The organism is Methylobacterium hispanicum (assembly GCF_022179285.1).
GTDB classification, from domain to species: Bacteria; Pseudomonadota; Alphaproteobacteria; order Rhizobiales; family Beijerinckiaceae; genus Methylobacterium; species Methylobacterium hispanicum.
Genome location: NZ_BPQO01000002.1, coordinates 162705 through 183535, shown reverse-complemented (window position 1 = coordinate 183535; position 20831 = coordinate 162705). Strand labels below are relative to the sequence as shown.

The 20831-nt window shown below is 72.1% G+C and carries 22 protein-coding genes; 13 read left to right on the top strand and 9 right to left on the bottom strand.

Annotated features, from left to right (window positions below):
- Positions 1-38: 38 nt before the first annotated feature.
- From MFF56_RS02855 to MFF56_RS02845, 3 genes are all read right to left on the bottom strand, one after another.
- Entirely contained in the window at positions 39-779 is a 741-nt protein-coding gene (locus MFF56_RS02855) for an ABC transporter ATP-binding protein (protein ID WP_066926995.1), read from the bottom strand.
- Positions 772-1536, bottom strand: a complete 765-nt coding sequence (locus MFF56_RS02850; protein WP_373324014.1) for an ABC transporter ATP-binding protein — start codon at positions 1534-1536, stop codon at positions 772-774. Before MFF56_RS02850 ends, MFF56_RS02855 begins: the two co-directional genes overlap by 8 nt.
- Before the next feature lie 197 nt (positions 1537-1733).
- Complete coding sequence (locus MFF56_RS02845; RefSeq protein ID WP_066926993.1) at positions 1734-1997, bottom strand: hypothetical protein; 264 nt, start codon at positions 1995-1997, stop codon at positions 1734-1736.
- 214 nt (positions 1998-2211) lie between these two features.
- Here MFF56_RS02845 and MFF56_RS02840 point away from each other — a divergent pair, with 214 nt between their 5' ends.
- The 4 genes from MFF56_RS02840 to MFF56_RS02825 all read left to right on the top strand — a co-directional run bounded on the left by MFF56_RS02840 (position 2212) and on the right by MFF56_RS02825 (position 6076).
- A complete protein-coding gene (locus tag MFF56_RS02840; protein WP_066926991.1) occupies positions 2212-3363 on the top strand; it encodes an alanine racemase in 1152 nt (383 codons plus the stop codon).
- A gap of 217 nt (positions 3364-3580) precedes the next feature.
- A complete protein-coding gene (locus tag MFF56_RS02835) occupies positions 3581-3973 on the top strand; it encodes a RidA family protein (RefSeq protein ID WP_066926990.1) in 393 nt (130 codons plus the stop codon).
- 49 nt (positions 3974-4022) lie between these two features.
- On the top strand, positions 4023-4961 hold the full coding sequence (gene hemF, locus MFF56_RS02830) for an oxygen-dependent coproporphyrinogen oxidase (protein WP_066926988.1): 939 nt from the start codon (positions 4023-4025) through the stop codon (positions 4959-4961).
- Positions 4958-6076 carry an ATP-dependent DNA helicase gene (locus tag MFF56_RS02825; RefSeq protein WP_066926986.1) on the top strand — a complete coding sequence of 373 codons (1119 nt, stop codon included), beginning with the start codon at positions 4958-4960 and terminating at the stop codon, positions 6074-6076. Before hemF ends, MFF56_RS02825 begins: the two co-directional genes overlap by 4 nt.
- 44 nt (positions 6077-6120) lie before the next feature.
- Here the strand turns inward: MFF56_RS02825 and MFF56_RS02820 are convergent, their stop codons facing one another.
- Complete coding sequence (locus MFF56_RS02820) at positions 6121-7395, bottom strand: aspartate aminotransferase type Ic (RefSeq protein WP_066926984.1); 1275 nt, start codon at positions 7393-7395, stop codon at positions 6121-6123.
- A gap of 170 nt (positions 7396-7565) precedes the next feature.
- Between MFF56_RS02820 and hslV the strand changes: the two genes are divergently transcribed.
- The 4 genes from hslV to MFF56_RS02800 all read left to right on the top strand — a co-directional run bounded on the left by hslV (position 7566) and on the right by MFF56_RS02800 (position 12358).
- Complete coding sequence (hslV, locus tag MFF56_RS02815; protein WP_066926978.1) at positions 7566-8105, top strand: ATP-dependent protease subunit HslV; 540 nt, start codon at positions 7566-7568, stop codon at positions 8103-8105.
- Between the two features lie 70 nt (positions 8106-8175).
- Positions 8176-9846 carry a methyl-accepting chemotaxis protein gene (locus MFF56_RS02810; RefSeq protein WP_066926976.1) on the top strand — a complete coding sequence of 557 codons (1671 nt, stop codon included), beginning with the start codon at positions 8176-8178 and terminating at the stop codon, positions 9844-9846.
- A gap of 244 nt (positions 9847-10090) precedes the next feature.
- Positions 10091-11404 carry an ATP-dependent protease ATPase subunit HslU gene (hslU, locus tag MFF56_RS02805; RefSeq protein WP_066926974.1) on the top strand — a complete coding sequence of 438 codons (1314 nt, stop codon included), beginning with the start codon at positions 10091-10093 and terminating at the stop codon, positions 11402-11404.
- A 138-nt stretch (positions 11405-11542) separates the two neighbouring features.
- Positions 11543-12358: an EamA family transporter gene (locus MFF56_RS02800; protein WP_082773332.1), complete on the top strand. Its 816-nt coding sequence runs from the start codon at positions 11543-11545 to the stop codon at positions 12356-12358.
- Positions 12359-12366: 8 nt separating this feature from the next.
- Here the strand turns inward: MFF56_RS02800 and MFF56_RS02795 are convergent, their stop codons facing one another.
- From MFF56_RS02795 to MFF56_RS02780, 4 genes are all read right to left on the bottom strand, one after another.
- Positions 12367-13431, bottom strand: a complete 1065-nt coding sequence (locus MFF56_RS02795; protein WP_066926968.1) for an MBL fold metallo-hydrolase — start codon at positions 13429-13431, stop codon at positions 12367-12369.
- Between the two features lie 68 nt (positions 13432-13499).
- Entirely contained in the window at positions 13500-13736 is a 237-nt protein-coding gene (locus MFF56_RS02790) for a DUF6894 family protein (protein WP_066926966.1), read from the bottom strand.
- Between the two features lie 73 nt (positions 13737-13809).
- Entirely contained in the window at positions 13810-14841 is a 1032-nt protein-coding gene (locus MFF56_RS02785; RefSeq protein WP_156453994.1) for an aromatic ring-hydroxylating oxygenase subunit alpha, read from the bottom strand.
- Positions 14842-15261: 420 nt separating this feature from the next.
- Positions 15262-15879 carry an ATPase gene (locus tag MFF56_RS02780; protein ID WP_066926962.1) on the bottom strand — a complete coding sequence of 206 codons (618 nt, stop codon included), beginning with the start codon at positions 15877-15879 and terminating at the stop codon, positions 15262-15264.
- 290 nt (positions 15880-16169) lie between these two features.
- Here MFF56_RS02780 and MFF56_RS02775 point away from each other — a divergent pair, with 290 nt between their 5' ends.
- The 4 genes from MFF56_RS02775 to rimM all read left to right on the top strand — a co-directional run bounded on the left by MFF56_RS02775 (position 16170) and on the right by rimM (position 19199).
- A complete protein-coding gene (locus MFF56_RS02775; protein ID WP_066926959.1) occupies positions 16170-16382 on the top strand; it encodes a glutathione S-transferase in 213 nt (70 codons plus the stop codon).
- Between the two features lie 18 nt (positions 16383-16400).
- A complete protein-coding gene (gene ffh / locus MFF56_RS02770; RefSeq protein ID WP_066926957.1) occupies positions 16401-17972 on the top strand; it encodes a signal recognition particle protein in 1572 nt (523 codons plus the stop codon).
- Between the two features lie 64 nt (positions 17973-18036).
- A complete protein-coding gene (gene rpsP, locus MFF56_RS02765) occupies positions 18037-18399 on the top strand; it encodes a 30S ribosomal protein S16 (protein WP_066926955.1) in 363 nt (120 codons plus the stop codon).
- 134 nt (positions 18400-18533) lie between these two features.
- On the top strand, positions 18534-19199 hold the full coding sequence (rimM, locus tag MFF56_RS02760) for a ribosome maturation factor RimM (RefSeq protein ID WP_066926953.1): 666 nt from the start codon (positions 18534-18536) through the stop codon (positions 19197-19199).
- 7 nt (positions 19200-19206) lie between these two features.
- On the opposite strand, the gene MFF56_RS02755 is transcribed toward rimM, so the two are convergent.
- Positions 19207-19929 carry a class I SAM-dependent methyltransferase gene (locus MFF56_RS02755; protein WP_238229388.1) on the bottom strand — a complete coding sequence of 241 codons (723 nt, stop codon included), beginning with the start codon at positions 19927-19929 and terminating at the stop codon, positions 19207-19209.
- 79 nt (positions 19930-20008) lie between these two features.
- Here MFF56_RS02755 and trmD point away from each other — a divergent pair, with 79 nt between their 5' ends.
- The gene (trmD, locus tag MFF56_RS02750; protein WP_066926091.1) at positions 20009-20728 is read left to right on the top strand and encodes a tRNA (guanosine(37)-N1)-methyltransferase TrmD; all 720 of its coding nucleotides are present in this window, start codon (positions 20009-20011) and stop codon (positions 20726-20728) included.
- Positions 20729-20831 lie beyond the last annotated feature (103 nt).

The window sequence follows — 20831 nt, the reverse complement described above, 5'->3', positions numbered from 1 at the left end:
GGTCGGCCGTTCCGGGCCCGTCGGCCCCGTGTTCCCGCTCAGACGCCCAGATAGGCGTGGAGCTTGTCGATGTTGGCGTCGAGATCGGCGTTCGGGATCATGTCCACGACGCGGCCCTGCTCGACCACGTAGTGGCGGTCGGCCAGCGTCTGGGCGAAGCGGAAGTTCTGCTCCACCAGCACGATGGTGTAGCCCTCCGCCTTCAGCTTCAGGATCGTGCGGCCGATCTGCTGGACGATGACGGGGGCGAGGCCCTCCGTCGGCTCGTCGAGCAGGATCAGCTTGGCGCCGGTCCTGAGGATGCGGCCGATGGCCAGCATCTGCTGCTCGCCGCCCGAGAGCTTCGTGCCCTGGCTCGACGCCCGCTCCTTCAGGTTCGGAAAGAGCTGGTGGATCTCGGCCACCGACATGCCGCCGGGCTTCACCCGCGGCGGCAGCATCAGGTTCTCCTGCACGGTGAGGCTCGCGAAGATGCCGCGCTCCTCCGGCACGTAGCCGATCCCCAGCCGGGCGATCGACCGCGAGGGCATCCCGATCGTCTCGACCCCCTCGTAGGTGATCGAGCCGGCGCGCTTGCCCAGGATGCCGATGATGGCGCGCAGCGTCGTGGTCTTGCCCGCGCCGTTGCGGCCGAGCAGCGTCACCACCTCGCCGGCCCGTACGTCGAGATCGACGCCGTGCAGCACGTGGCTCTCGCCGTACCAACCCTGGAGGCCGCGCAGGGCCAGCAGGGGCGCGGCCGAGGCCGCCGGATCCATCGCGCGCGCCGCCTCAGGCATGACCGGACCCGATATACGCCTCGACCACGCGAGGATCCTTCGACACGCTGGCGTAGTCGCCCTCGGCCAGCACCTGACCGCGCGCCAGCACGGTGATGCGATCGGAGAGCGAGGCCACCACGGACAGGTTGTGCTCGACCATCAGGATCGTGCGGTCGTTCGCGATCCGCCGGATCAGGGCGGCGGTGCGGTCCACGTCCTCGTGGCCCATCCCGGCCATCGGCTCGTCGAGGAGCAGCATCTCGGGATCGAGGGCGAGCGTCGTGGCGATCTCCAGCGCCCGCTTGCGGCCGTAGGAGAGCTCGGCCGCCTGATGCTCCGCGAAGGCGGAGAGCCCGACCGCCTCGACGAGGTCGAGCGCCTCGCCGTCGAGCGCCCGCAGCACCCGCTCGGGGCGCCAGAAATCGAAGGAATCGCCGCGCCGCCTTCGCTGGAGCGCGATGCGCACGTTCTCCAGCACGCTCATGTGCGGGAACACCGCCGAGATCTGGAAGGAGCGCACCAGCCCGAGGCGGGCGACGTCGGCAGGCTTCATGCCGGTGATGTCCCGGTCCTTGTAGCGGATCGAGCCGGCGCTGGGATGTAGGAACTTGGTGAGAAGGTTGAAGCAGGTCGTCTTGCCGGCCCCGTTCGGGCCGATCAGGGCGTGGATCGTGCCACGTACGACCTCAAGATTCACGCCGCTGACGGCGCGAAACCCCTTGAACTCCTTCGTCAGGCCGCTCGTCGCCAGGATCACGTCCTGTGCCAAACGCATCCCTCCCATGTGATTTCCGGGGAGGTTTAACCGTCGGTCGCGGCCCGCGTCCACCGCATTTCGAATTCAGCCGGGGACAAAGCTCGGGCGCTGATACCGCCAGCGGTTGCGCGGATGGCGCCGTTGCGTGTCGTCGTTGCCGAAGCGGGAAAAAGGCGGGGCTCGCGCCCCGCCTCCGCTTGCCTCCGACCGGATCCCTAGGCCGGACCGCCCGCGGTCTGGCCGTATTGCTGCACCGGGAAGTTCTGCTGGTTCGCGTTGCCGGCCTTGGCAGAGCTGACAGACTCCCAGCCGCCGCGAGCCTGCGGGCGGGCGATTCCGATCGAGCCCGTGGTGATGTCGTCGTAGGCGCCGACCGGCGCGCGCTCCGCGTGCGGCCAGTTGCCGGCCTGAGCGAACGCGGCCGGGGCGGTCAGGCTCAGAGCAATCGCGACAGCGGCGGTGGCGAAACGGCTGGTCATCGAGAGTATCCGGTCTCTTCTCTGCGGAGGTCGGATTCTGGAAAAGCTTCCAGTCCATGCATCCGAATGTTTTTTTTCTTGCGCGAGACCGATATGGGTGGGGCGCCGCCGGCTCGACGTGTGGGCGAGCACATGGCCGATACGAACGGACCGTCGGGCTGGCGTCCTCGCGGGCGAGCGCGTAAGCCGGAGGCGGGCTCGGACGGAGGCGATCATGGCGGCAACGCAGGGGACCGAAGTCGAGGCGCTCGACACACCCTGCCTGCTCCTCGACGAAGCCCGCGTCCGGGCGAATGTCGCGCGGATGCGCGCGCGTCTCGCCAGCCTCGGCGTAGCGTTCCGTCCCCACCTGAAGACCGCGAAGTCGCGCGAGGTCGCCCGGCTCGCCATGGGGGCGCCGGCGGGGCCCGCCATCGTCTCGACCCTGCGCGAGGCGGAGTACTTTTGCGAGGCCGGGCTGCGCGACGTGATCTACGGGGTCGGCATCGCGCCGGACAAGCTCGCGCGCGTCGCGCGGATTCGGGCGTCCGGCGCGGACCTCGCGGTGATCCTCGATTCCTCCGAACAGGCCGAGGCGGTCGCCGCGCACGCGGCCCGCAGCGGCGATCGGCTACCCGTGCTGATCGAGGTCGACGCGGACGGGCACCGCTCCGGCGTCGCGCCGGAAGACGCGGACGCGCTCGTGGCGATCGGGCGCAGGCTTGTCGCGGGTGGGGCGGACTTGCGCGGCGTGTTGCTCCACGCGGGCGACAGCTACGCACTGAGCGATCCGGAGGCGCTGGCGGCCGCGGCGGAGGCCGAGCGCGTCGCCGCCGTCACGGCGGCCGGCATCCTGCGGGCGGACGGCCTGCCCTGCCCGGTCGTCAGCGTCGGCTCGACCCCGACCGCGCGCTTCGCCCGCAATCTCACGGGCGTCACGGAGGTCCGGGCCGGCGTCTTCATGTTCGGCGACCTGTTCCAGGCGGGCGTCGGGGCCGTCGAGCCGGAGGACATCGCGCTGAGCGTGCTGGCGACCGTCATCGGGCACCAGCGCGCCAAGGGCTGGATCATCGTCGACGCCGGCTGGATGGCGCTCTCGCGCGACCGCGGCACGGCGCGCCAAGGGCTCGACCAGGGCTACGGCGTCGTCTGCGACCGTGATGGAACGCCCTACCCGGACCTGATCGTGGCCGACGCCAACCAGGAGCACGGCATCGTGGCGCTACGCCGTGGGTCCACGGCGGCGCTCCCGGACCTGCCGATCGGCACGCGCCTGCGCATCCTGCCCAACCACGCCTGCGCCACGGGCGCGCAGCACGGGAGCTACCACGTCCTCGACGGCGCCGGCCGCGTCGCGGCGGTCTGGCCCCGCATCAACGGCTGGTGAGGCGCCGGGACCACGACAGGCCCCCTCTCCCATAGGGAGAGGGTTGGGGCGAGGGGTATGACCTCACAGGACTGCGCACGCCATCGACGCGCGATCAGAACAGCGTCTGATCAGGCAGCCTCATACCTCTCACCCGGCGTTCCGCGAGAGCAGACTTCTCCCTATGGGAGAGGGGACCCGCGCCCTTTCAGCCATCGCAGAGGAGTCCATCGATCTCATGACCGATCCGATCGAGCGCATCGCCACCGCCGCCGTGCCGACGCCGGCCGGGCACTACGTCCAGGGCACGGCGTGGCGCGACCTCGTGTTCGTCTCCGGCCAACTCGGGCCGCGCCCGGACGGCACGCACACGTCCGGCGAGCCCTTCGAGACGCAGGTGCGGCAGGCGCTGGCGAACCTCCTCGCCATCCTGGCCGAGGCGGGCTGCGGGCCGGATCGGGTGCTGCGCGTCACCGCCTACCTCGTCGGGGTCGAGAACTGGCCGCACTTCAACCGGATCTACGCAGAGGTCTTCGGCGACGCGAAGCCCGCCCGAACCGTCGTACCGGTGCCCGCGCTCAACCACGGCTACCTCGTGGAGATCGAGGCGATCGCGGCCCGACCGGCGTAGCGATCCGGCGCATTGACGCTCGCGGGGCGGGATGGGAAAGCCTGGAGCCATGACGCGGCCCGACATCCCCAATTCCTCGCCCCATCCCCTGCCCTCCGAGGCCGACCTCGCCGCCCTGAAGGCCGAGGCCGGCGCGTGGTTCACCGCCCTGCGCGACCGCATCACCGCCGCGCTCGAGGCGATCGAGGCGGAGGCCGCGGGCCCCTTCCACCCGGACGCGCCGGCTGAGCCGCAGGCCTTCGTGAAGACGCCCTGGGAGCGCACCGATCACAGCGGCGCGCATGGCGGCGGCGGCACCATGGCGATCCTCAAGGGCCGTGTGTTCGAGAAGGCGGGCGTCCACGTCTCGACCGTGCACGGCGAGTTCGCCCCCGAATTCCGCGCGCAGATGCCGGGCGCGGCGGAGGATCCGCGCTTCTTCGCCACCGGCCTCTCGCTGATCGTCCACCCCTGGAATCCGAACGTGCCGACCGTGCACATGAACACGCGCTTCGTGGTGACCACGAAGGCGTGGTTCGGGGGCGGTGCCGACCTCACCCCCGTGCTCGAGCGGCGGCGCACGCAGGACGACCCGGACAGCCGGCTCTTCCACGACCGGTTGCGGGAGGCCTGCGAGGCGCACGCGCCGGCCGTCGACTACGCCCGATACAAGGCGTGGTGCAACGAGTACTTCTGGCTCAAGCACCGCAACGAACCGCGCGGCGTCGGCGGCATCTTCTACGATTATCACTGGACCGGCGACCCCCAGGCCGACCTCGCCTACACGCGCGACGTGGGTCTGGCCTTCCTCGACGCCTATCCGGCGATCGTGCGGCGCAACCTCGCCACGCCCTGGACCGAGGAGGACCGCCACGAGCAGCAGGTGCGGCGCGGGCGCTACGTCGAGTTCAACCTGCTCTACGACCGCGGCACCATCTTCGGCCTGAAGACCGGCGGCAACGTCGCCTCGATTCTCTCGTCCCTGCCGCCCACCGTCCGCTGGCCGTGACGGATTCGGTCCCGACCCGGTTCGCGCCGCAGCAGGAGGCGGCGCTCAAGGCCATCTCGGACTGGCGCAAGGGCGGGGGCGATCAGGTCTTCCGCCTGTTCGGATACGCCGGCACCGGCAAGACCACGCTGGCGCGCCGCATCGCCGAGGACGTCGATGGCTCGGTCGTCTTCGGCGCTTTCACCGGCAAGGCGGCCTCCGTGATGCGCGCCAAGGGCTGCCACGATGCCGGCACGATCCACAGCCTGATCTACCGCACGAAGGAGGCGGAGGAAGGCGGCCCGACCTTCACGCTGAACCGCTCGGGCCCCGCCGCGAAAGCCGACCTCATCGTCATCGACGAGTGCTCGATGGTCGATTCGGACCTCGGCAACGACCTCCTCTCGCTGGACAAGCCGGTTCTGGTGCTGGGCGATCCGGCCCAGCTGCCCCCCGTGCGCGGCGGCGGCTTCTTCACCGAGGCCGAGCCCGACGTGATGCTCACCGACGTGCACCGGCAGGCGGAGGACGACCCGATCATCCGCATGGCGATGACGGTGCGGGAGGGCGGACGCCTGGCGCTCGGGAGCTACGGGGCGAGCCAGGTGGTCTCCCGGCGCGACATCGATTCCGAGCAGGTGCTCGACTGCGATCAGGTCTTGGTCGGCATGAACAAGACACGGCGGCTCTACAACAACCGCCTGCGGGAGCTCGCCGGCCACACCGACCCGATGCCGGCGGTGGGCGAGAAGCTGGTCTGCCTGCGCAACGACCGCACCAAGGGCCTGCTCAACGGCTCGACCTGGACCGTCAAGGCACTGCGCGCGCCCCCGCGTCCCGACCTCGTGCGCCTCGACGTGGTGCCGGAGGACGACCCGGCGCTCCGGCGCCGCGCCACCGAGATCAAGGTGCTGCGCCAGATCATCGCCGGCAGCGAGGAGGAAATCCCGCTCTACCTCCGCCGCGAGACCGACGAGTTCACCTACGGCTACGCGCTGACCGTGCACAAGGCGCAGGGCTCGCAGTGGGACAAGGTGGTGCTGTTCGACGAATCCTTCGCCTTCCGCGAGCACCGGGCGCGCTGGCTCTACACGGGGCTTACGCGAGCCGCGGAGGCGGTGACGGTGGTGGTGTAATGCCACCGTTCCCTCCCCCGCGGAGGGGGAGGGATTGTGTCGCCTCAGCCCAGCCGCGCCTCGACGGCCGCCAGCAGCGTGCAGAGCGCCACGGCCTCGGCCGCCTTGCGCACCTCGGCGAGGCTCGGGAAGGTCGGGGCGATGCGCAGCGTCCGGTCGTTCGGGTCCTTTCCGTAGGGATGCGTCGCACCCGCGGGCGTCAGCGCGAGGCCGGCGTCCTTGGCGAGCGCCACCACGCGGCTCGCGGTGCCGTCCTGCACGTCCAGCGTGATGAAGTAGCCGCCCTTCGGGGCGCTCCACTGCGCCACGCCCTGCCCGGCGAGCCGGGCCGCGAAGGCCTCCTCGACCGCCGCGAATTTCGGCGCGATCAGCTCCCTGTGCTTCTCCATGTGCGCCGCGATGCCCGCGTCGTCGCGCAGGAAGCGGACGTGGCGAAGCTGGTTGAGCTTGTCCGGGCCGATCGAGCGGCGCCCGGCCTGGGCGAGGTACCAGCGCAGGTTCTCAGGGGAGGAGGCCCAGAGCGCGAGGCCGGCGCCGGCCAGCGTCACCTTCGAGGTCGAGGCGAACACGAAGGCCCGGTTCGGGTTGCCGGCCGCCGCGCAGGCCTCGAGGATGTTGGCGAGCTCCGGCCGCTCGGCGGTGAGGTGGTGCACCGCGTAGGCGTTGTCCCAGAAGATCCGGAAATCGGGTGCGCCGGTCTTCATGGAGGCCAGGCGCCGCACCGTCTCGGCACTGTAGGTCTCGCCGCTCGGGTTGGCGTATTTCGGCACGCACCAGATGCCCTTGACGCTCGGATCGGAGACGGCCTTCTCCACCGCGTCCATGTCCGGGCCCTCGCCGGTCATCGGCACCGGGATCATGCGGATGCCGTAACCCTCGCAGAGCGCGAAGTGGCGGTCGTAGCCCGGCACCGGGCACAGGAAGGTGATCGGCTCCTCCTTCGACCACGGGCCCCGGCCACCCGGCACACCCTTGAGCAGCGCGTACACGATGGTGTCGTGCATCAGCGCGAGGCTGGAATTGTTGGCGACCACGATCTGGTCGGCGGGCGCGCCCATCAGGGTCGAGAACAGGGCGCGGGTCTCGGCCAAGCCCTGCAGGTTGCCGTAGTTGCGCGCGTCCGTGCCGTCCTCGGCGGTGGTGTCGCGGTTGCCCGGCAGGGCGAGCATCTCCGCCGAGAGGTCGAGCTGGGCCGAGGCCGGCTTGCCGCGGGTCATGTCGAGCTTGAGGCCCTGGCCTTTCAGGGCATCGTATTCCTTGCGCAGCCCCGCGCGCAGGTCCGCGAGGGCGTCGGGCGACAGTTCGGATAGCGGCGGCATCGGCCGGCTCCTGATGGGATGTTGGTGGTTGCGCGCCCTTCCGGCCCAAATCTCCGCCGCCGTCAAGCACCGCGTTGGCATTCGGGCGCGTCAGCGCTTACCTGCGGCGCGGGACGCAACTCCCGGACCGGACGGAGACAGCCTTGGCCGAGCACGACGCCCTACCCACGATGCACGCGACGACGATCCTGATGGTGCGCAAGGGCGGGCGCGTCGTCATCGGCGGCGACGGCCAGGTCAGCCTCGGCCAGACCATCGTCAAGGGCAACGCCCGCAAGGTGCGGCGGCTCGCCAAGGGCCAGGTGATCGGCGGCTTCGCGGGCGCCACCGCGGACGCCTTCACGCTGTTCGAGCGGCTGGAGGCCAAGCTGGAGCAGTATCCCGGCCAGCTGACCCGCGCCTGCGTCGAGCTGACCAAGGACTGGCGCACCGACCGCTACCTGCGCCGCCTCGAGGCGATGATGCTGGTGGCGGACCGGGAGGTGAGCCTGCTCCTCTCCGGCGCGGGCGACGTGCTGGAGCCGGAGACCGGCGTTATGGCGATCGGCTCGGGCGGGAACTACGCGCTCGCGGCCGCCCGCGCCCTGGAGGACGGCGCGTACGATGCGGAGACTATAGTCCGCAAGGCGATGAAGATCGCCGCCGACATCTGCGTCTATACCAACGGCTCCCTCGTCATCGAGAGCCTGGACAGCGCTTCTGCAACATAGATCCGATCATTAATCAGAGCTTGAGATATTGTGCGCATGGTGCAGCCCCGGGAACGGAACGCTGGGCACCATGAAGATCGGAACCAAACTCCTCGGGCTCGTCGGCGGCTGCAGCGCCGTCACCCTCGTGGTGGCGGCTTTGGGCATCGGATCGCTGCGCACCCTCAACGCGGCCATCGGCGAGACGCGGTTCGCGGCCACGCGCGCGCTCAACGGGGCGAACCTCAACCGCCTCGCCTCCGAGGTGACGATGGATTCCCGCGGCGTCTATGCCTCCGCCGACCGCACCGAGGCGAGGAAATACGCCGAGGGCATCGCCCGGGGCCTCGCCGCGATGGACGCGCTGCTGAAGGCCTGGGCGCCGATCGTCGAGGAGAGGGACCGGGCCCTCTTCGAGGCCGTCTCCCGCGACGCGGCCGCCTTCGCGCGGATGCGCACGGAGATCGCCCGCGCCGGCACCGAGGATTCGCCCAAGGCCGCCGCCGCGCTCGGCTTCAACGAGGCCAACCAGGGCAACCGCCGCGCCTTCCAGGCCGGCATCACCGAGCTGGTCAAGCGCGGGCGCGACGAGGTCGAGGCGATCGATGCGGCCACCGACACGCTCTACAGCCAGCGCATGGCCCTCCTGCTGGCTCTGGCGCTCGGGGGCACGCTCGGCTGCCTCGTGATCGGCGGCCTGATCGGCCGGCGCCAGATCGCCCGGCCGCTCGCGGCGGTCTCGGAGGCGATCCGGGCGCTCGCCGGCGGGCGGCACGATCTGCCCCCGGTGCGGCCCACCCGCGACGAGATCGGCGCGATCTGGGCCAGCATGCAGGTCTTCGCCGAGGCGATGCGGACCGCCGAGACCCTGCGCGCCGAGCAGGCGCGGTCCGGCGCGGCGGTCCGCTCCGCGCGGCAGGCCGAGATGGCGGCGCTCGCCGACCGCTTCGAGGGCAGCGTCGGCGAGCTGGTCCAGCATTTGGCCGCCGCCGCGACCGAGATGGAGGCCACCGCCCGCAGCCTGACCACGACCGCCGAGGCGACCAGCCGCCGCTCGGAGGCGGCCGCCTACCGCTCCGGCGAGACGGCCGGGAGCGTCGAGGCCGTGGCGGCGGCGGCGCAGCAACTCGCCGCCAGCGCGAACGAGATCGGCACGCAGGTGGCCCGCACCGCCGACGCGGCCGCGAGCGCGGTCGCCGGCACGCGGCGCAGCCGCGAGCAGGTCGAGATCCTGGCCCGCAGCGCCGGCGGCATCGGGGAGGTCGTGGGCCTCATCGCCAGCATCGCGGGCCAGACGAACCTCCTGGCGCTCAACGCCACGATCGAGGCGGCGCGCGCGGGCGAGGCTGGGCGCGGCTTCGCGGTGGTGGCGTCCGAGGTGAAGGAACTGGCCGCCCAGACCGCTCGGGCGACCGACCAGATCACCGCCCAGATCGCCACCATCCAGGACGCCACCCGCGAGACCGTCTCGGCGATGGGCCAGATCGACGCGACGATCGGCGGCGTGCACCAGATCGCGCTCGGCGTCGCCGCCGCGGTCGAGGAGCAGCAGGCCGCGACCCGGGAGATCGCTCGCAGCGTCGCGGGCGCCGCCGAGGGGACGCGGGCGGTCACCGGCAGCATGGCGGAGATGCGGGGCGACGCCCAGGCTGCGGGTGCGGGCGCCGCGCAGGTCCTGTCCGCGGCCGGCGAACTCGCCCGCCGGGCGGGCGACCTCGGCGTGCAGGTCGACGGCTTCGTTGCGGAGGTCCGGGCGGCCTGAGCGCGGGGGGCATGGTTTCGAAAGGTCCGAGACCTTTCGCGGGTGCAGGGCAGAGCCCTGCATGTGGCTCTTCCGTCCCGGCTTTGCCGGTCGGAAGAGCCAAGCCCGGGGCTACGCGCCCCGGGACCCCGCCGAAGGGCCTCGGGCCCTTTGGGATCCCCTGGCTGCCCTTGCGCCGCAGGCGCCGAGACCCCATTCCGGGCTCAGCCGCACACGAGGACGAGCGCCGAGGCAGCCCAGGGCGATGACCACGTTTTCCCCCCGCGAGATCGTTTCCGAACTCGACCGCTTCATCGTCGGCCAGCACGACGCCAAGCGCGCCGTCGCGATCGCGCTGCGCAACCGCTGGCGCCGCCAGCAGCTCACCGGGCCGCTGCGCGAGGAGGTGGCGCCCAAGAACATCCTGATGATCGGCCCGACCGGCTGCGGCAAGACCGAGATCGCCCGCCGCCTCGCCCGGCTCGCCAACGCGCCCTTCCTGAAGATCGAGGCCACCAAGTTCACCGAGGTCGGCTATGTCGGCCGCGACGTCGAGCAGATCGTGCGCGACCTCGTCGAGGTGGCGATCGGGCTGACCCGCGAGGAGAAGCGCAAGTCGGTCCGCGCCAAGGCCGAGGCGGCGGCCGAATCCCGCATCCTCGATGCGCTGGTCGGCCCGACCGCATCCCAGGCCACCCGCGACAGCTTCCGCAAGAAGCTCCGCGACGGCCAGCTCGACGACAAGGAGGTCGAGCTGGAACTCGCCGCCGGCGGGTCCGCCGGCCTGCCGATGTTCGAGATCCCCGGCATGCCCGGCGCCTCGATGGGTGCGATCAACATCGGCGACATGCTGGGCAAGGCGCTCGGCGGCCAGCGGGGGAAGCCGCGCCGCATCACCGTGCGCGACGCCCACGCGCCGCTGCTGGCGGAAGAGAGCGACAAGCTCGTGGACGACGAGGCCCTGATCCGCGAGGCGATCCGCGAGGTCGAGGACAACGGCATCGTCTTCCTCGACGAGATCGACAAGATCTGCGCCCGCGAGGGCCGCGCCTCCGGCGACGTCTCGCGCGAGGGCGTGCAGCGCGATCTCCTGCCGCTGATCGAGGGCACCACGGTCGCGACCAAGCACGGCCCGGTGAAGACCGACCACGTCCTGTTCATCGCGTCGGGCGCCTTCCACGTCTCGAAGCCCGCGGACCTGCTGCCCGAACTTCAGGGCCGCCTGCCGATCCGCGTCGAGCTGCAGCCGCTCACGGTCGAGGACTTCAAGCAGATCCTCACCGCCACCGAGGCGAGCCTCCTCAAACAGACGGTCGCCCTGATGGAGACCGAGGGCGTGACGCTGACCTTCTCGGAGGACGCCGTCGACGCGCTCGCCCGTGTCGCCGTCGAGGTGAACGGCTCGGTCGAGAACATCGGCGCGCGCCGGCTGCAGACGGTGCTGGAGCGGGTGATCGACGACATCTCCTTCACGGCCACCGACCGCTCCGGCGAGACGGTGGCGATCGACGCCGCCTATGTGCGGGCACGGGTGGAGAGCCTCGCGGCGAACGCCGATCTGAGCCGGTTCATCCTGTAACCTCAGCGCTCTCTTCCTCCCCGGCGGGAGGGAGGGAGCCGCTCGCGCGGACGGCGCGACCGTCGAGACGTCTGCCCAGTGAACGACACTCATCCCGGCGGCAGCCCGCTCCTGCCCGTCGCCGCGCTCGTAGCCGGCATGGTCTCGCTGCAGAGCGGGGCGGCCTTCGCCAAGAGCCTGTTCCCGGCGGTCGGCGCCTCCGGCGTCTCGGCGCTCCGCGTCGGCTTCTCGGCCCTCATCCTGCTCGCGCTCTGGCGCCCCTGGCGGCGCAGCCTGGCCGCCCGCGATGCGGGCTGGATCGTGCTCTACGGGGCCGCGCTCGGCCTGATGAACCTGCTGTTCTACCGGGCGCTCCTGACCATCCCGCTGGGGCCCGCGGTCGCGATCGAGTTCGCGGGGCCGCTCGCGGTGGCGCTCTCCGCCTCGCGGCGTCTCGCCGACCTCGCCTGGATCGGGCTCGCGGTGCTGGGGCTCGGCCTGCTGCTGCCGCTGGGCGGAGCGGGCGCGCTCGACCCGGTGGGCGTCGCCTACGCGCTCGGGGCGGCTCTGGCCTGGGCGCTCTACATCCTGTTCGGCCAGCGCGCGGGCCGCCTCCATGGCGGTCAGGCGGTCGCGCTCGGCATGACGACCGCGGCCCTCGTGATCGCGCCCTTCGGGCTCGCGGAGGCTGGCACCGACCTGTTCGCCCCCGCGACGCTCGCGAGCGGGCTCGTCGTCGCGGTGATGTCGAGCGCCCTGCCCTACTCGCTCGAGATGGTGGCGCTCCGCCGCCTCGACCGGCAGGCCTTCGGCGTGATGATGAGCCTGGAGCCGGCGATCGCGTCGCTCGCCGCGCTGGCGCTGCTCGGCGAGCGCCTGAGCCCGGTCCAATGGTTCGCGATCGGCTGCGTCATCGCCGCCTCGGTCGGCATCACGGCGCGGAGCCGGCCCCGGCCCGTGCCGGCCGCGCCCTGAGCGGCGCCTCAGCCCGGCATCCAGACCTGTCCCGGGCGCAGCGCCAGGAAGCGCTCGCGCGGCAGCCCGGCGGCGTCGAGGGCGGCGTCCAGGGCCTCGGCGGGCCGCTCGACCCCCTCGTCGGTGAGCCGGAATGTGCCCCAGTGGTGGCCGAGCGCCTGGGCGGCCCCGAGGAGCCCGAGGGCCGTCACCGCGTCCTCGGGGTTCATGTGTTGGGGTTGCATGAACCAGCGCGGCTCGTAGGCGCCGATCGGCAGCGTCGCGAGCCGGGGTGGGCCGAAGCGCTCGGCGATCGCCCGGAAGATCGCGCCATCGCCGAGGCCCGTATCCCCCACATGGTAGTGCACGCCCTGCTCCGAGGTCAGCACGAAGGCGCACCACAGGGCCATGCGCCGGTCGTTGACGCCGCGCGCCGACCAGTGGTTGGCCGGCGTGAGGTGTACGGCGAGGCCGCCGCCGAGATCCACGGCCTCGCCCCAGTTCCGGGTCTCCACGACCATCGAATCGTCGTAGCCGCGCAGGATCGCGTCGTTGCCGAGCGGCGCCACGATGGTCGGCTGGTGGTCCTGCCAGAGCCGCGCGACGGTCGGCCCCTCGAGATGGTCGTAGTGGTTGTGGGTGATCAGAACCGCGTCGATCGGCGGCAAGTTGGCGTAGGCGATGCCGGGCGGGTTCACGCGCTTGGGTCCCGCGAAGCGCAGCGGGCTCGCGCGCTTGGCGAAGACCGGATCGATCAGGATGTTCCGGCCCGCCACCTGCACGAGGTAGCTCGCGTGGCCGATCAGCACGACCCGCAGGGTGTCCACGCGCTCCGGCGGCTTGTCCGCCGGGAAGGGGCTCGGGAAATGCGTCGGCCAGCGCTCGCCCTCGCGGGTGAGCTGCCAGCGGATCACCTCCGAGAGGTTCTTGTCGGCGCCCTGCTCGGGGCTGTGGAAGCGCAGGCCATCGAAGTTCTCGCTCCTCGGCCCCTCGTAGTAGGGGTTCTTGGAGCGCCGGTGCGCGGCGTAGCCGACGCCTCCGAGGGTCATCACCGTGGCCGCGCTGGCGACCGTGAGCAGGCTGCGCCGTTTCATGCACCCCGAGATGGCCGGGCGCGCGCGCCCGTCAAGCGGTGCACGCGACCGTGCCGCAGGGGCGCGCGCTACTCGGCCGCCTCGACCGCCAGCGACAGCCGCGCGCGGTAGACCACCGCGCCGCCGACGTCGCGCACGCAGGCGACGTAGTCCTGGCGCTCGACGTCCGGCAGCATGTCGCGCACGATCGCCGACATGATCCGGGTGACCTTGCCGCGGGCCGCGTCGAGATCCGGCAGGTCGAAGCCGACCTCGTCGCGCACCGGCTGGGCCCCGTCGTGCAGGTCGATGAAGAAGCGGGGCATCGGGGCTCGCGGGGCAAGTGGTCGTTGCGCGACAGGTGACCGGAATATGGTTAATGAAGCCTTGCCGTCGCGCTCAGGAGCGCCAGCGCAGCTCCCGCCGCTCCAGCGGGTTGACGAAGCCGCGGCCCGAGCGGGCAGCCTCCAGGGCCTCGCGCTTGAGACGGAAATACCATTGCGAGGGCAGGTCGCCGTCGCCGAGCAGCACCATCGTCGGCTTGCGGTCGAGGCCGGCCTGCGCGTGCTGCAGCACCTGCTGGTCCTGGGTCAGGAACTGCCGCATCAGCGGGCGGGCGATCGGCTTGAGCAGGTTCAGAGCCGGCATGCTCCAGTAGAGCGCGTTGGTCAGCAGGGTCCGGTTCTCGGACAGCGGCGTGGCGAAGGTGTAGTTGGCCACGCGCTTGTGGCCCGCCCTGATCCGCTCCAGCCGGACGCCGGGAAGCCGGAACTCGATCTCCACCTCCGGCACGCCGCCGAGCAGGCGGTAGACGGGCGAGCTCTTCGTGGTGGCATGGCTCGTCATGACGAAGCCGTGCTCGACCGGCTGGAAGGTCTTCACCTTCTCACGCAACTCCTTCGAGGGCCGGAACCACCACGAATCGTGCACGAAGGCGACGTGGCCGGGATCGACCAGGCTCAGGGTCGTGAGGTCGAACGAGGCCTCCACTTCCAGCGCGACCACGAGCGAGCCCGCCGGCTCGAAATCGAGCGCGGGCACCGCGGGGGCCGCCCCGCCCGGCTGGGGGTTCGGGTTGACCCACACGAAGCCTGCGCTCTCCCGCACGGGGAAGCGCTGCACGGCGATGCGCGAGAAATCGGCCGCGTCGTGCGTCGAAAGCGTCGGCACCTCGCGGCAGCGCCCGTCCGTGCCGAAGCGCCAGCCGTGGAACGGGCACATCAGGGTCTCGCCGTCGAAGCGGCCCTTCGAGAGCGCCATGCCCCGGTGGGGGCAGCGGTCGCGCAGCGCGAAGGGGGCGCCGTCCGGCCCGCGGCCGAGCACGATCTGCTCGCCGTCGAGCGAGACCGCCCGCACGGCCTTCTGACCTGTGCCGCGGAGCGCGGCGGACTGCCCGACGCAGTACCACGCGTCGGCCAGGGGCCGGCGCATGGCCGCCGGGTCGAGGGCGTCGTCGGAGCGCGCGTGGGGCAGCGGGGAGACGGACAAGGCGGATACGGGGGCTCGATGCGAGAGCGCCCTGATACGCCCCCGCGCCGGGCCGCGGAAGCCCACCGGATCGGCCGGCCGCCCTGTGCCGCGTTGCGGCGAGAGGGCGCAGCCGACGGCCTTCACAAGCCGCCCGGGCACCCCTACCTTGGGCTCATCCGCAACCAACGAAAGGAGGTGATCCAGTGTCTCATTGTCATCAGCCGCGCATCTCGGCTTCCCGGACCTGGACCGACGCCTCCGGTGCCTGCCTCTAAGGGCGCCTGAGCTCCGACATCGGACCAGTTTCGGCCGGACCGCGGTTCGGCAATGGAAGGGCCGCCCATCGGGCGGCCCTTCGGCGTTTCGGATGCCGTTTCCGGCTCAGCGACGGGCCTGGAACAGGGGCTGGGCCAACGCCTCGGCCCGCGCCCGCCACAGGTCGCATTCCTCCCGCAGCGCGTCGCGCTCGGCCTCGAACCGGGCGCCGTCCATCCGCGCGGCATCGCGTTCGGCCGCGATCCGGTCGCGCTCGCGCCGCAGGACGTCGCTCTCGGCTTCGTGGCGCGCTTGCCCGGCCCGCAGGTTCTCGCACTCGGCCGTCATCCGATCGCGCTCGGCCCGGAAGCTCTCCAGCAGCGCGACCTCCTCCTGCACGTGGCCGCGCAGGGCTCGGATCTCCTCGGCGAGCTTGGCCTCCAGCGCGTCCTGCCGCCCAGCCTCGAGGTCGAGCTTGGCCTTCAGCATCAGGTTCTCGGCCATCAGCTCGGACAGGTCCGGATCTTCCGTGCGGGGCGCGCGCGCCTCGACGATCCGGGGATTCCAGCCCGGCTCCGGGCGCGGAGGCTCGCTCCGCGCGGGCTGACGGGCCGGCTCGGGCGGGCTTTCGGCGGCGGTAGCCGGGGCGTGGGCCTTCATCGCGGCGAGCCAGTCGCGCAGGGGGCCGGATGAGGGCCGCGGGCCGGCGTCGGACGGCGGGTGTTGGCGGGCGGGTTCCGACATCGGCTGAGTCGTCCTGTTCGGGGTGGAGCCATCAAGCCTGAACATGCTTAAGAAGACGTAAATCTTAACGACCTCCCGGCGTCCCGGCGCGAGCCCGTGCCGGTTTGCGCCGTCCGGCTTGACTTCCCCGGTCCGCCCGGTTACCGCCCCGGACCCGTCCGACGAACGTCGTCGACACCGAAGCCGACCGGTCCCAGAGGCCGGAGGCCAACGCCCGACAGCGCGTGCGCGCCCTCGGGCGCCCTTGGTGCTGGCGACGGATGCCGGGCCATCCGAGAGCCGTCCGTGCCATGCCGACCGAGCGCCTGAACATCGAGGATGCGATCAACGAGATCTGCCCGTGGTCGGGCAAGCCGATCTCGGCGGACGCGCTGACCCTCTACAACGGCGCGGTCGTGGGCTTCTGCAACACGGAGTGCCGGGACAAGTTCGCCCGCGCGATCCAGGCCTTCGAGGCCGACCTCCAGGCCCGCCGCGTCGAGCGGGCCGGGCTGCACCAGTAAGCGGGACGGACGCGCCGCATGTTCGAAGGTCTCTCCGACCGCCTCTCCGGCATCCTCTCGGGCCTCACCCGCCGGGGCGCGCTCACCGAGGCCGACGTCACCGCCGCCATGCGGGAGGTGCGCCGCGCCCTCCTGGAGGCCGACGTCGCCCTCGAGGTGGTGCGCGGCTTCACCGACCGGGTGCGCGAGAAGGCCGTCGGCGCCGTCGTGCTGAAGTCAGTGACGCCCGGCCAGATGGTCGTGAAGATCGTCAACGACGAGCTGGTGGCGATGCTCGGCACCGACGCCGAGACGGTCGATCTCAACGCCCCCGCCCCCGTGCCGATCCTGATGGTCGGCCTGCAGGGCTCGGGCAAGACGACGACCACCGCCAAGATCGCCCGGCGCCTCACCGAGCGCGAGAAGCGGAAAGTGCTGCTCGCCTCCCTCGACACCCGCCGCCCGGCCGCCATGGAGCAGCTCGCGGTGCTGGCCAAACAGGTCGGCGTCGAGTCGCTGCCGATCGTGGCCGGCCAGTCGGCGGTGCAGATCGCGCGGCGCGCCATGGACGCGGCGCGTCTCGGCGGCTTCGACGTGGTGATGCTCGACACCGCCGGCCGCACCACGGTGGACGAGGGCCTGATGGCCGAGGCCGCCGAGGTGAAGGCCGCGACGCGCCCCCACGAGGTGCTGCTGGTGGCCGACGCGCTCACCGGCCAGGACGCGGTCAACACCGCCCGCGCCTTCGACCAGCGGCTGGGCGTCACCGGCATCGTGCTCACCCGCATGGACGGCGATTCGCGCGGCGGCGCGGCGCTCTCGATGCGCGCGGTCACCGGCAAGCCGATCAAGCTCGTCGGCGTCGGCGAGAAGGTCGATGCGCTGGAGGAGTTCCACCCGGCGCGCGTGGCCAACCGCATCCTCGGCATGGGCGACATCGTCTCCCTCGTCGAGAAGGCGGCGGAGACGATCGACGCCGAGCAGGCGATGCGCACCGCCGAGAAGATGCGCAAGGGCAAGTTCGACCTGGAGGACCTGTCCCAGCAGCTCGCCCAGATGGAGAAGATGGGCGGCATCGGCGGTCTGATGGGCATGCTGCCCGGCATGGGCCAGATCAAGAAGCAGGTCGAGGGCGCCAACCTCGACGAGAAGATGTTCAAGCGCCAGCGCGCGATCATCTCCTCGATGACCCCCCACGAGCGCAAGAACCCCGATCTCCTCAAGAATTCCCGCAAGAAGCGCATCGCGGCGGGCTCGGGCGTGAAGGTCGAGGAGATCAACAAGCTCCTCAAGATGCACCGGACCATGGCCGACATGATGAAGGCGATGGGCTCGGGCAAGCGCGGCATCGGCCAGGCGCTCGGCAGCATGTTCGGGCTCGGCGGGGGCGGGATGGGCGGAATGCCCGGCGGGATGCCGGGCCTGCCCCCGGGCATGCCCGAGCCGACGCCGGAGCAGATCGCGGCGCTGGAGAAGCAGTTCGGCGGCAAGCTGCCGCCCATGCCGCCGGGACTCGGTGGTGGAAAGATGCCGGGCCTTCCGGGGCTCGGCGGGCCGAAGATGCCGGGCTTGCCCGGTCTCGGTGGATTCCCGTTCGGGAAGAAGAAGTAGGGCGGCCGGCATCGCGTAGCCGCGCGCCATCCGCCCGCAAGTCCTTACGTTCTAGGAGAAGACCATGTCCCTGAAGATCCGTCTCACCCGTGGCGGCGCCAAGAAGCGCCCGTACTACCGCATCGTCGTCGCCGACGCCCGCGCCCCGCGCGACGGCCGCTTCATCGAGAAGGTCGGCGCCTACGACCCGATGAAGGCCAAGGACGATCCGGCCCGCGTCGTGCTCGACACCGAGAAGGTCCAGGCCTGGCTCGCCAAGGGCGCCCAGCCGACCGACCGCGTGCTGCGCTTCCTCGACGCCGCCGGCCTCGCCAAGCGCGCCGTGCGCAACAACCCGCAGAAGGCCGAGCCCGGCGACAAGGCCAAGGAGCGCGCCGCCAAGCGCGCCGAGAAGGCCGCCGCCCCGGCCGAGGACGCCGCGGCCTAAGGGCCTTGCGCCCCAGCCCCTCCCCGTTATGGGGAGGGGACGGAGCGAGGGCGGGACCGACGGTTGTGCCGCGGCGCCCGATTCCCGCCCTCTCGCGCCGCGCGGCGGCGCCCGTATGGAAGGACAGAGCCCGCATGGCCCGTCGTCCCGGATCCCACGCACACGGCGACGGCGCGCGGCGCACGGGCCGTCTCGATCCGGCCGCGGTGACATCCGCCCGCAGGGCTCCGCCCCCGAAGCCTCTTTCGCCCGATCCCGATCTCGTGCTGCTGGGCGAATTCGGCCGCCCGCACGGTCTCAACGGCGAAATCCGCCTGAAATCCTACACCGGCGACCCGCTCGCCATCGCGGGCTACGGCCCCTTGCGCACGTCGGACGGCCGCAGCCTCGAACTCCTCGATGCCCGCCCTGCCCCGGGCGCCGCCGCCGACATCCTGCTCTGCCGCGTGAAAGGTGTGGCCGACCGCACCGGGGCCGAGGCGCTCAACCGGGTCAGCCTGTCGATCGCGCGCGACAAGCTCGGAGAGCCGGAGGAGGACGAGTTCTTCCTCGCCGACTTGATCGGGCTCGCGGTCGTGGACGAGGCCGGGGCGCAGCTCGGCAGCGTCGTGGCGGTGCCGAACTACGGTGGCGGCGACCTCCTGGAGATCCGCTCCGTGCAGGGCGGCCCGACTGCTCTCCTGCCCTTCACCAAGGCCTTCGTGCCGAGCCTCGACGTCGCGAACGGCCGCGTCACCGCGCTGCTGCCCGAGGACTTCTTCGCGCCGCCCGGCCAGAAGCCCGCCGACGAGCCGGCCTGAACCTGCCTCAGCGCCCACCACGCGTCGCCGCATCGGCGCAGGGCCGGATGCTGGTGGGATCCGGCCGCCGCTCGGGCGCGGGCGCCTCGAAGACGGCCAGATAGGCCCCGTCCTTCAGCCAGGAGAAGCCGGTCTCGCGGTAGCCGGCGGCCGCGAGTTCACAGCGCAGGAGCGCCGGCGGCGTGCCGTGGCGCGCCGGCACCGCGTCGGCGTCGAGGATGCCGACCCGGCCGCCGGGCCTCATCGCCGCCGCGAGGTTGTGCAGCAGCCCGTAGGGCTGGACGATCTCGTGATACATGTGGACGAGGACCGCCGCATCGACCGAGCTTGCTGGCAGGCGCGGGTCGTGCGGCTCGCCCCGCACCACCGTGACGTTCGCGAGATCGCGCACCCGCTTCTCGAGGGCGGCGAGGTAGCGCGGTGTCACGTCCTCCGCCAGCACGCGGCCCTCCGGCCCAACGAGCGGGCTCAGCCGTACCACGTAGTAGCCGCTACCGGCCCCGATATCGGCCACCGTCTCGCCGGGCGCGACGCGAAGCAGGCGGGCAACCTCGACGAACTCGCCGTTGCGGTCGCGCTGATCCTCAGGGATCCACTGCGGCGCCACGATCTCGGCGACCGGCCGGTCCGGCTTCGGGAAGGCCTCGGCCGGCGCGCCCGGGGGAGCGAGCGGCTCCGCCGCACGGGCTGCGGCGGTGAGGGCGAGGAGCAGGAGGGCGGCGCGGACCATCGGGCGGGCAACGCGGATGCCCGCGAAGCCGTTGCCGCGCGCGATTGACCCAGGCCGGGACCCCCGCCATCACCGCCGCATGACCGCGCCGCACCGGCCCTGGCGGGCCACGATCCTCACCCTCTACCCGGAGATGTTCCCGGGCCCCCTCGGAATCTCGCTCTCGGGCGACGCGCTCGCGCGGGGTGACTGGACCTGCGAGGCCCGCAACATCCGCGAGCACGGCATCGGCCGCCACCGCACCGTGGACGACACGCCGGCCGGCGGCGGCGCCGGCATGGTGCTGCGCTGCGACGTGCTGGCGGCGGCGATCGACGCCGCGGCGGAGCCCGGCGACGCGCGCCCGCGCCTGCTGATGTCGCCCCGCGGCCGCCCGCTGACGCAGGCGCGCGTGCGGGCGCTCGCCGAGGGGCCCGGCGCGCTCGTGGTCTGCGGCCGCTTCGAGGGCGTGGACGAGCGCGTCATCGCGGGCCGCGGTCTGGAGGAGGTCTCGATCGGCGACTACGTGCTCTCGGGCGGCGAGATCGCGGCGCTGACGCTCCTCGACGCCTGCGTGCGCCTGCTGCCCGGCGTGATGGGCAAGGCGGCCTCCGGCGAGGAGGAGAGCTTCGAGGGCGGCCTGCTCGAATACCCGCATTACACGCGGCCGCGGGACTGGGAGGGCCGCGCGATTCCCGATGTGCTCAACAGCGGCCATCACGGCGCCGTCGCCCGCTGGCGCCGGGCCGAGGCCGAGCGGATCACCGCCGAGCGGCGGCCGGATCTGTTGTCGGCGCGCGCGCCCGGGCCGGCGCGCTGACGACGGGCATATCCCTGTTGCGGGCAAGCCCCTTGCGCGCGACCGCGACTCGGCGCACGAGCACCGGCTCGATTCGCCCCAGCGTCATGGCGAATCCGACTGC

Bases quoted from the DNA above. Each gene is read 5' to 3' on its own strand.
- MFF56_RS02845 (WP_066926993.1), bottom strand. From the start codon at position 1,997: ATGACCAGCCGTTTCGCCACCGCCGCTGTCGCGATTGCTCTGAGCCTG.
- rpsP (WP_066926955.1), top strand. From the start codon at position 18,037: ATGTCCCTGAAGATCCGTCTCACCCGTGGCGGCGCCAAGAAGCGCCCG.
- MFF56_RS02855 (WP_066926995.1), bottom strand. From the start codon at position 779: ATGCCTGAGGCGGCGCGCGCGATGGATCCGGCGGCCTCGGCCGCGCCC.
- MFF56_RS02800 (WP_082773332.1), top strand. From the start codon at position 11,543: ATGGTCTCGCTGCAGAGCGGGGCGGCCTTCGCCAAGAGCCTGTTCCCG.
- trmD (WP_066926091.1), top strand. From the start codon at position 20,009: ATGACCGCGCCGCACCGGCCCTGGCGGGCCACGATCCTCACCCTCTAC.
- hemF (WP_066926988.1), top strand. From the start codon at position 4,023: ATGACGCGGCCCGACATCCCCAATTCCTCGCCCCATCCCCTGCCCTCC.
- MFF56_RS02795 (WP_066926968.1), bottom strand. From the start codon at position 13,431: ATGAAACGGCGCAGCCTGCTCACGGTCGCCAGCGCGGCCACGGTGATG.
- MFF56_RS02775 (WP_066926959.1), top strand. From the start codon at position 16,170: ATGCCGACCGAGCGCCTGAACATCGAGGATGCGATCAACGAGATCTGC.
- hslU (WP_066926974.1), top strand. From the start codon at position 10,091: ATGACCACGTTTTCCCCCCGCGAGATCGTTTCCGAACTCGACCGCTTC.
- MFF56_RS02755 (WP_238229388.1), bottom strand. From the start codon at position 19,929: ATGGTCCGCGCCGCCCTCCTGCTCCTCGCCCTCACCGCCGCAGCCCGT.
- MFF56_RS02785 (WP_156453994.1), bottom strand. From the start codon at position 14,841: ATGCGCCGGCCCCTGGCCGACGCGTGGTACTGCGTCGGGCAGTCCGCC.
- hslV (WP_066926978.1), top strand. From the start codon at position 7,566: ATGCACGCGACGACGATCCTGATGGTGCGCAAGGGCGGGCGCGTCGTC.
- MFF56_RS02850 (WP_373324014.1), bottom strand. From the start codon at position 1,536: ATGCGTTTGGCACAGGACGTGATCCTGGCGACGAGCGGCCTGACGAAG.
- MFF56_RS02790 (WP_066926966.1), bottom strand. From the start codon at position 13,736: ATGCCCCGCTTCTTCATCGACCTGCACGACGGGGCCCAGCCGGTGCGC.
- MFF56_RS02780 (WP_066926962.1), bottom strand. From the start codon at position 15,879: ATGTCGGAACCCGCCCGCCAACACCCGCCGTCCGACGCCGGCCCGCGG.
- ffh (WP_066926957.1), top strand. From the start codon at position 16,401: ATGTTCGAAGGTCTCTCCGACCGCCTCTCCGGCATCCTCTCGGGCCTC.
- MFF56_RS02810 (WP_066926976.1), top strand. From the start codon at position 8,176: ATGAAGATCGGAACCAAACTCCTCGGGCTCGTCGGCGGCTGCAGCGCC.
- rimM (WP_066926953.1), top strand. From the start codon at position 18,534: ATGGCCCGTCGTCCCGGATCCCACGCACACGGCGACGGCGCGCGGCGC.
- MFF56_RS02820 (WP_066926984.1), bottom strand. From the start codon at position 7,395: ATGCCGCCGCTATCCGAACTGTCGCCCGACGCCCTCGCGGACCTGCGC.
- MFF56_RS02835 (WP_066926990.1), top strand. From the start codon at position 3,581: ATGACCGATCCGATCGAGCGCATCGCCACCGCCGCCGTGCCGACGCCG.
- MFF56_RS02840 (WP_066926991.1), top strand. From the start codon at position 2,212: ATGGCGGCAACGCAGGGGACCGAAGTCGAGGCGCTCGACACACCCTGC.